Origin of the sequence: Streptomyces coryli (assembly GCF_011044975.1) — a bacterium.
In the GTDB taxonomy this organism is placed as follows: domain Bacteria; phylum Actinomycetota; class Actinomycetes; order Streptomycetales; family Streptomycetaceae; genus Streptomyces; species Streptomyces coryli.
In genome coordinates, this window is record NZ_JAAKZV010000092.1 from 20,794 (window position 1) to 28,409 (window position 7,616).

General features: G+C 72.1%; 6 protein-coding genes. 5 read left to right on the plus strand and 1 reads right to left on the minus strand.

Features of this window, described 5'->3' with window-relative positions:
• Position 1: 1 nt before the first annotated feature.
• A complete protein-coding gene (locus G5C51_RS20890; protein WP_165239631.1) occupies positions 2 to 1,621 on the plus strand; it encodes a serine/threonine-protein kinase in 1,620 nt (539 codons plus the stop codon).
• Positions 1,622 to 1,655: 34 nt separating this feature from the next.
• Here G5C51_RS20890 and lon read toward each other — a convergent pair whose 3' ends face one another.
• A complete protein-coding gene (gene lon / locus G5C51_RS20895; RefSeq protein WP_165239633.1) occupies positions 1,656 to 4,070 on the minus strand; it encodes an endopeptidase La in 2,415 nt (804 codons plus the stop codon).
• Between the two features lie 138 nt (positions 4,071 to 4,208).
• On the opposite strand from lon, the gene G5C51_RS20900 reads away from it, so the two are divergent.
• The 4 genes from G5C51_RS20900 to G5C51_RS44090 form a co-directional block, all read left to right on the plus strand.
• The gene (locus tag G5C51_RS20900; protein ID WP_240929813.1) at positions 4,209 to 4,895 is read left to right on the plus strand and encodes a spermidine synthase; all 687 of its coding nucleotides are present in this window, start codon (positions 4,209 to 4,211) and stop codon (positions 4,893 to 4,895) included.
• Between the two features lie 104 nt (positions 4,896 to 4,999).
• Positions 5,000 to 5,776, plus strand: a complete 777-nt coding sequence (locus G5C51_RS20905; RefSeq protein WP_165239637.1) for a response regulator transcription factor — start codon at positions 5,000 to 5,002, stop codon at positions 5,774 to 5,776.
• A 50-nt stretch (positions 5,777 to 5,826) separates the two neighbouring features.
• Entirely contained in the window at positions 5,827 to 7,026 is a 1,200-nt protein-coding gene (locus G5C51_RS20910) for a sensor histidine kinase (RefSeq protein ID WP_165239639.1), read from the plus strand.
• Between the two features lie 250 nt (positions 7,027 to 7,276).
• A partial coding sequence (locus G5C51_RS44090) for a 2-oxoglutarate dehydrogenase E1 subunit family protein (protein WP_338118240.1) occupies positions 7,277 to 7,616 on the plus strand: 340 nt, incomplete at its 3' end.

Consider the following 7,616-nt stretch of genomic DNA (forward strand, 5'->3'; position numbering starts at 1 on the left):
CATGCAGGAACTCGGCCCCGACGACCCCCGCGAAATATCCGGTTACGCGCTCCGCGCCCGCCTCGGTGAGGGGGGTATGGGGACCGTCTATCTGTCGCATACGCGTGGGGGGCGGCCTGTAGCGCTGAAGGTGGTGCGGCGGGAGTACGGGAACGATCCGGAGTTCCGGCGGCGGTTCGGGCGGGAGGTGGAGGCGGCGCGGCGGGTGCAGGGGCCGTTTACGGCGGCGGTGCTGGACTCCAATACCGAGGGTGCGCAGCCTTGGCTGGCGAGCGAGTACGTCAGCGGGCCGTCGCTTTCGGCGGCCGTCGGGCAGTACGGGCCGCTGCCGTCCGCCACCGTGCTGCAGCTGATGGCGGGGGTCGCCGAGGCGCTGAAGATGATTCACGCGGCGGGGGTCATCCACCGGGATCTCAAGCCGTCCAATGTGCTGCTCGCCGCCGACGGGCCACGCGTCATCGACTTCGGCATCGCGCGGGCGGCCGACGCCACGGCGCTGACCGGCACGGATGTGCGGCTCGGGACCCCGGCCTTCATGGCGCCCGAGCAGGTCTCGGGCCGTGACATCAGTCCGGCGCTGGACATCTTCGCGACCGGTCTGATCGGCTACTTCGCCGCCGCCGGGCAGCACCCCTTCGGGGAGGGCGCGAGTCAGGCGCTGCTGTACCGCATCGTCGCCGAGGAGCCGGAGCTGTCCGGTGCCCCGGCGGAGCTGCGCGAGCTGCTGGCGCGCTGCCTGGCCAAGGAGCCGGGAGCGCGGCCGACGACGGATCAGGTGATCGATCTCTGCCGGTCGCATGCGGGCGGTGAGACGGTGCTCGAGCGGCGGGGTGACTGGTGGCTGCCGCCGCAGGTCGCGGAGGACGTGACGCGGGCGGAGGAGACGCTGCGGCTTAGCGGGCAGCAGCCTCTTCTCCCGGCCAGGGCGTACGAGCCGACCGTGGCCTCGCAGGCGCCCGCGCACCCCGCCGCCGCCCAGCCGCGAGCGCGCGGCCGGGTCCGTACGATCGCGATCGCCGTCGCGGCGCTGCTGGTCGGCGTCGGCGCGACGCTGGCGGCCACCCAACTGGGCGGCGGGGACGGCGACGGCGGGGACAGCGGCGCCCCGGGCCCGGCGAAGAACGAGGCGGGCTGGAAGCTGGAGAAGAAGGACGTGCCGCTCAACATCCGGGCGCCGCAGCACTTCACGGACAAGCTCTCCAACTGCGACGCCGCCACGACCACCGCCCTGGACCTCGACCATCTCGAGGTCGCCACCGCCGTGACCAACGACGGCGACGACATGTACAACGGCGACGTCCGCTACGTCGACTGCTACGACCGCGACCCCAGGAACGGCTTCGGCCTCGTCGACGGCAGCGGCGTCTGGGGCACCACCGACGAGAGCACCCCGACGCCGTCCCAGTGCAAGGCCGCCGCCCGCGAGGGCAGCCTGGACAGCCCGGTCACCGTCAAGCAGATCCAGACCGACTCCGTCCTGAAGAAGGACATGGGCCTGTGCATCGAGACAGACGACAAGACGGTCGTGCACCTGTGGATCACCCGAATCAACAAACAGCCGGACAACCACAACCTGCGCACCTACATCACCACAGCAACGCAGTGGGTGCCGAAGAAGTAGCGGCACCCACTGCGTTCTCAGGCGGCGTTAGGCGTTACGCCGCGACCGGCACCCGCGGCTCCGCATCCGCCGACGCCGGGGTCAGGGCGATCTCCAGGACCTTGCGGACGTCCGACACGGGGTGCACCTCGAGCTTCTCGAGCACCTCGGCCGGGACGTCGTCCAGGTCCGGCTCGTTCCGCTTCGGGATGATCACCGTGGTGACCCCGGCCCGGTGCGCCGCGAGCAGCTTCTGCTTCACGCCGCCGATCGGCAGCACCCGCCCGGTCAGGGAGACCTCACCCGTCATCGCCACGTCGGTACGGACCTGGCGCCCGCTGAGCAGCGAGGCCAGCGCCGTCGTCATGGTGATGCCCGCGCTCGGCCCGTCCTTGGGCACGGCACCCGCCGGCACGTGCAGGTGGATGCCGCGGTCCTTCAGGTCGGCGACCGGCAGCTCCAGTTCAGCGCCGTGCGACCGCAGGAACGAGAGCGCGATGTGCGCCGACTCCTTCATGACGTCGCCGAGCTGACCGGTCAGGGTCAGCCCCGAGCCACCGGACTCCGGGTCGGCGAGCGACGCCTCGATGAAGAGCACGTCGCCGCCGGCGCCGGTGACCGCGAGTCCCGTAGCGACACCCGGCACCGCCGTACGCCGCTCGTCCGGGTCCTGCGCGGACTCGGGCGTGTGGTGCGGCCGCCCGATGAGCGGGCGCAGCTGCTCCACGCCGACCGTGAACGGCAGCTCCTGGTCGCCCAGTTCATGCCGGGCCGCGACCTTGCGCAGCAGCCTGGCAATGGACCGTTCGAGATTTCGGACACCGGCCTCACGGGTGTACTCCCCCGCGAGCTTGCGCAGCGCCTCGTCCTCAATGGCGACCTCGCCGGACTCCAGACCCGCGCGCTCCAGCTGCCGCGGCAGCAGGTGATCGCGGGCGATCGTCACCTTCTCGTCCTCGGTGTAGCCGTCGAGGCGGACCAGCTCCATGCGGTCGAGCAGCGCCTCCGGAATGGCCTCCAGCACATTCGCCGTGGCCAGGAAGACGACGTCGGACAGGTCCAGCTCCACCTCCAGGTAGTGGTCCCTGAAGGTGTGGTTCTGCGCCGGGTCGAGGACCTCGAGCAGGGCCGCGGCCGGGTCGCCGCGGAAGTCGGAGCCCACCTTGTCGATCTCGTCCAGCAGCACCACCGGGTTCATCGACCCGGCCTCCTTGATAGCGCGCACAATGCGGCCCGGCAGGGCGCCCACGTACGTACGCCGGTGCCCGCGGATCTCCGCCTCATCGCGTACGCCACCGAGCGCCACCCGGACGAACTTCCGCCCCATGGCGCGGGCGACCGACTCACCCAGCGACGTCTTGCCGACGCCGGGCGGCCCGACGAGCGCCAGCACGGCACCCGCGCGGCGCCCGCCGACGAGCCCGAGCCCGCGCTCGGTCCGCCGCTTGCGCACCGCCAGATACTCGGTGATCCGCTCCTTGACGTCCTCGAGCCCTGCGTGGTCCGCGTCCAGCACGTCCTTCGCGCCGGCGATGTCGTACGCGTCCTCGGTGGTCTCGCTCCACGGCATCTCGAGGACGGTGTCCAGCCAGGTGCGGATCCAGCCGCCCTCGGGCGACTGGTCGGAGGAGCGCTCGAGCTTGTCGACCTCCTTCAGGGCCGCCTCGCGCACCTTCTCGGGGAGGTCGGCGGCCTCCACCCGGGCCCGGTAGTCGTCGCTGTCCTCGTCGTCGGACTCGCCGTTGAGTTCGCGCAGCTCCTTGCGTACGGCATCGAGCTGGCGCCGCAGCAGGAATTCGCGCTGCTGCTTGTCGACGCCCTCCTGGACGTCCTTGGCGATGTCCTCGGCGACGTTCTGCTCGGCGACGTGCTCCTTCAGCCAGGCGGTGGCGAGCTTCAGCCGCGCCACCGGGTCGGCGGTCTCGAGCAGCTGCACGCGCTGCTCGGTGGAGAGGAAGGGCGAGTAGCCGGAATTGTCGGCGAGCGCGCCCGGGTCGTCGATCTGCTGCACCCGGTCGACGACCTGCCAGGCGCCGCGCTTGCGCAGCCAGCCGGCGGCGACGGCCTTGTACTCCTTCATCAGCTCGGTGACCGAGCCGGGCAGCGGCTCTGGGGTCTCGTCGTCGATCTCGGTGCCCTCGACCCACAGGGCGGCGCCCGGCCCGGTGGTCCCGGCGCCGATCTTGATCCGCGTGACGCCGCGGATGAGTGCCCCGGGATCGCCGTCCGCGAGCCGCCCCACTTGCTCCACGCGGCCGAGCACGCCGGTCCCGGCATACGAGCCGTCGACCCGCGGCACCAGCAGCACGCGCGGCTTCCGCCCGGCGCCGCGGGCATCGGCCTGCGCGGCCTCGACGGCGGCGCGCACCTCGGCGTCATTGAGGTCGAGGGGCACGACCATGCCCGGCAGCACGACCTCGTCGTCCAGCGGCAGGACGGGCAGCGTCAGCGGTGTGTACTCAGCAGCCATGATCTCCCCTACGGCATTGAAGTTGAGTTATGTCGACTCAATGCTTCGGAGTCCCGGGATGTTCCTCAGCGGGCGTTCGCTATGAGCGATCAGCCCCAAGGGCGGGCGCGGCTACCCTCGTCAGCCATGGAGGCAGGCATGGAATTCCCCCCGGAGACCCTGGACCGCCGCGAAGGTCCGTACGGCGAGGTGGCGCTGCGCCGCCGCGAGTCCGCCGGAGCGGCGACGTACGAGATCATCGCCAACGGCTGCTTCCTGATGGACACCTCGGACGGGCGCTCGGAGCGCCTGCTGATCGACGCCACGCTGTCGTCGCTGGACGACCGCGACGACCGCCCATCGCCTTCGGTCCTGATCGGCGGCCTCGGCGTCGGCTTCTCCCTGGCCCACGCGGCCGCGCAGCCGCGGTGGGGCGCGATCACGGTGGTGGAGCGGGAGCAGGCGGTGATCGACTGGCATGCGGACGGTCCGCTGGCGCAGATCAGCGGCCCTGCGCTGGCGGACGCCCGGGTGGAGATCGTCCGGGCCGACCTGGTCGAGCACGTGAGAAGCGCCTCAGTGCGCTACGACGCCCTCTGCCTCGACATCGACAACGGCCCGGACTGGACGGTCACGGAGGACAACGAGTCCCTGTACTCCCCGTCAGGCCTGGCGGCCTGCGCCGCCCGCCTCACCCCGGGCGGCGTCCTGGCGGTCTGGTCGGCCCAGCCGTCGACGGCCTTCGAGCAGGCCTTGCGGGAGGCGGGCTACGCCGGCGTCCGCACGGCGGAAATCCCGGTGCGGCGGGGCGTCCCGGACGCGGTTCACCTGGCCATCCGTCCCTGAACCGCACCGTTATCCACACCCCCTTACCGAGCCCGCCGCCAGGCGCATACGCTTCTGCCCAGCAAACTTGACCGACGGGGACACGGCATTCGGGGGCAGCGCCCATGACGCGACTACACCATGAACCCACCCACGCCTCCGCGCCAGGCGCGGCAGCGCACGGCGCGGCGGCCACCCCAGGGCTGCCCCCGGCCCGAAGAGTCCTGCTGGTCGAGGACGACCCCACCATCGTCGACGCCATCGCGCAGCGCCTGCGCGCCGAGGGCTTCGAGATCCGTATCGCCGGCGACGGCCCGGCAGCCGTGGCCGCCGCCCAGGAATGGGAGCCCGACCTCCTCGTCCTCGATGTGATGCTCCCGGGCTTCGACGGCCTGGAGGTCTGCCGCCGTGTGCAGGCCCAGCGCCCCGTCCCGGTCCTGATGCTCACGGCCCGCGACGACGAGACGGACATGCTGGTCGGCCTCGGCGTCGGCGCCGATGACTACATGACGAAGCCGTTCTCCATGCGCGAACTCGCCGCCCGCGTGCACGTCCTGCTCCGCCGCGTGGAGCGGGCCGCGCAGCAGGCCGGCGCGCCCCGCGACGGCGACACCATCCGGCTCGGCGAGCTGGAGATCGACCACACGCAGCGCCGCGTCCGCGTCGACGGCGGCGATGTGCACCTGACGCCGACGGAGTTCGACCTGCTGGTCTGCCTGGCCAACCAGCCGCGGGCGGTGCTCTCCCGCGAGCAGCTCCTGGTCGAGGTCTGGGACTGGGCGGACGCCTCCGGGACCCGCACGGTCGACAGCCACATCAAGGCCCTGCGCCGCAAGATAGGCGCCGAGCGCATCCGCACGGTCCATGGCGTGGGTTACGCCCTGGAGCCCTCGACGGCGTAGTGCGCACCGCCGTGCGTACGAGACCGCGCAACACGTAAGGGACCAGCGCGATGCACGACCCCGCCCCCCAGCCCTCCGTGCCCGGCGTCCGGCCGCGCCGGCGCTCCTTTCGCGCGTACGTGAACGAGCTCCTGGCCCGCCTGTGGATCGCGCTGAAGCCGATCGACCCGTTCCGGTCGCTCAAGGCCGCCCTCAGCGGCCTGGTCATGGTGTCCGTGATCATCGCGACGCTGCTGGTCTTCGTCGCCATCCGCTCCTCCACGGAGCTGCGGATCGCCACGATCTTCTCGCTCATAGCCGCCCTGCTGATCACCCAGTTCGTGGCGATGCGGCTGACGTCGCCGCTGGACGAGATGACCGAGGTCACGAGCGCCATGGCGCACGGCGACTACACCTCCCGGCTGAGCACCGACCGCCGCGACGAGTTCGGCGAGCTCGCCGTGGCCTTCAACCGCATGGCCGGCGACCTGGAGGCCGCCGACCGGCACCGCAAGGAGCTGGTCGCCAACGTCTCGCACGAGCTGCGCACCCCCATCGCCGCGCTGCGCGCCGTGCTGGAGAACGTGGTGGACGGCGTCTCCGCCGCCGACCCGGACACGATGCGCACCGCGCTGCGCCAGACCGAGCGCCTCGGCCGCCTGGTGGAGCAGCTGCTCGACCTGTCCCGCCTGGACAGCGGCGTGGTGCCGCTGCGCGCCCGCCGCTTCGAGGTGTGGCCGTACCTCTCCGGGGTGCTGAAGGAGGCCGGCCTGAAGCAGGGCGCGTACGGCCCGGTCGGCCCCGGCCTGCACGGGGCCCTCGATGCCCCGAACCCGCGCCAGCGCCCGCGCCGCGACGTCAGCCTGCACCTGGACGTGGCGCCGCCGGGCCTGACCGCCAAGGCGGACACCGAGCGGCTGCACCAGGTGGTGGCCAACCTGATCGACAACGCGGTGAAGCACAGCCCGCCGCACGGCCGGGTCACCGTGAGGGCGCGCGGCGGCGAGAGCCCCGACGGCCTGGAGCTGGAGGTGCTGGACGAGGGCCCCGGCATACCCGAGGCCGAGTGGCACCGGGTCTTCGAGCGCTTCACCCGCGGCACCCAGCAGCCGGAGCCGCAGGGCCCGGGCCGCGACGGCGGCACCGGACTCGGCCTCGCGATCGCCCGCTGGGCCGTGGACCTGCACGGCGGCCGGATAGGGGTGGCCGAATCCCCTCGCGGCTGCCGGATCCGCGTCACCCTCCCGGGGGTAAACGGGACGCAAAATTGACGTAGGGTTCGAACCGGGGCGGGCTTCCGGCCCCAGCAGGGCCGCGGCGAAGGCGCCGCCGCCCGATTTCGGCCTTGCCGGGCGCGGGCAAACCGTGTGTGTTTCCCGCCAAATCCCGCCCTCAAACCCCGTTGTCTTTGTGACTTGCACGACGACTGCCGGAGGGGGCCTGCACCGAACCCGGTCAGGGGCGTAGCCTTGTTTCCCGCTGTCCATCACCTAAGTGAAGCGGAAGAGGGCGGTCACCGCCGTGTCTGCACAGTCCCCCAATAGCTCGAGCGTCTCGACCGAAGACTCAAGTCAGGGCCGGGACCCTGCCGCGGCTTTCGGTCCCAATGAGTGGCTCGTCGACGAGATCTATCAGCAGTACCTCCAGGACCCGAACTCGGTCGACCGAGCCTGGTGGGACTTCTTCGCCGACTACAAGCCGAGCGCCGCCGGCGCCGCCGCGGCCGCCGAGACGGTGGCCAAGGCTCCCGCGCAGGCTGCCCCGGCAGCACCGGCCCAGCCCGCCGCCCCGGCGGCGCAGGCCCCGACCGCTCCGGCGCAGGCGCAGCCCGCGGCCCCCGCGCAGCCCGCGGCTGCGGCCC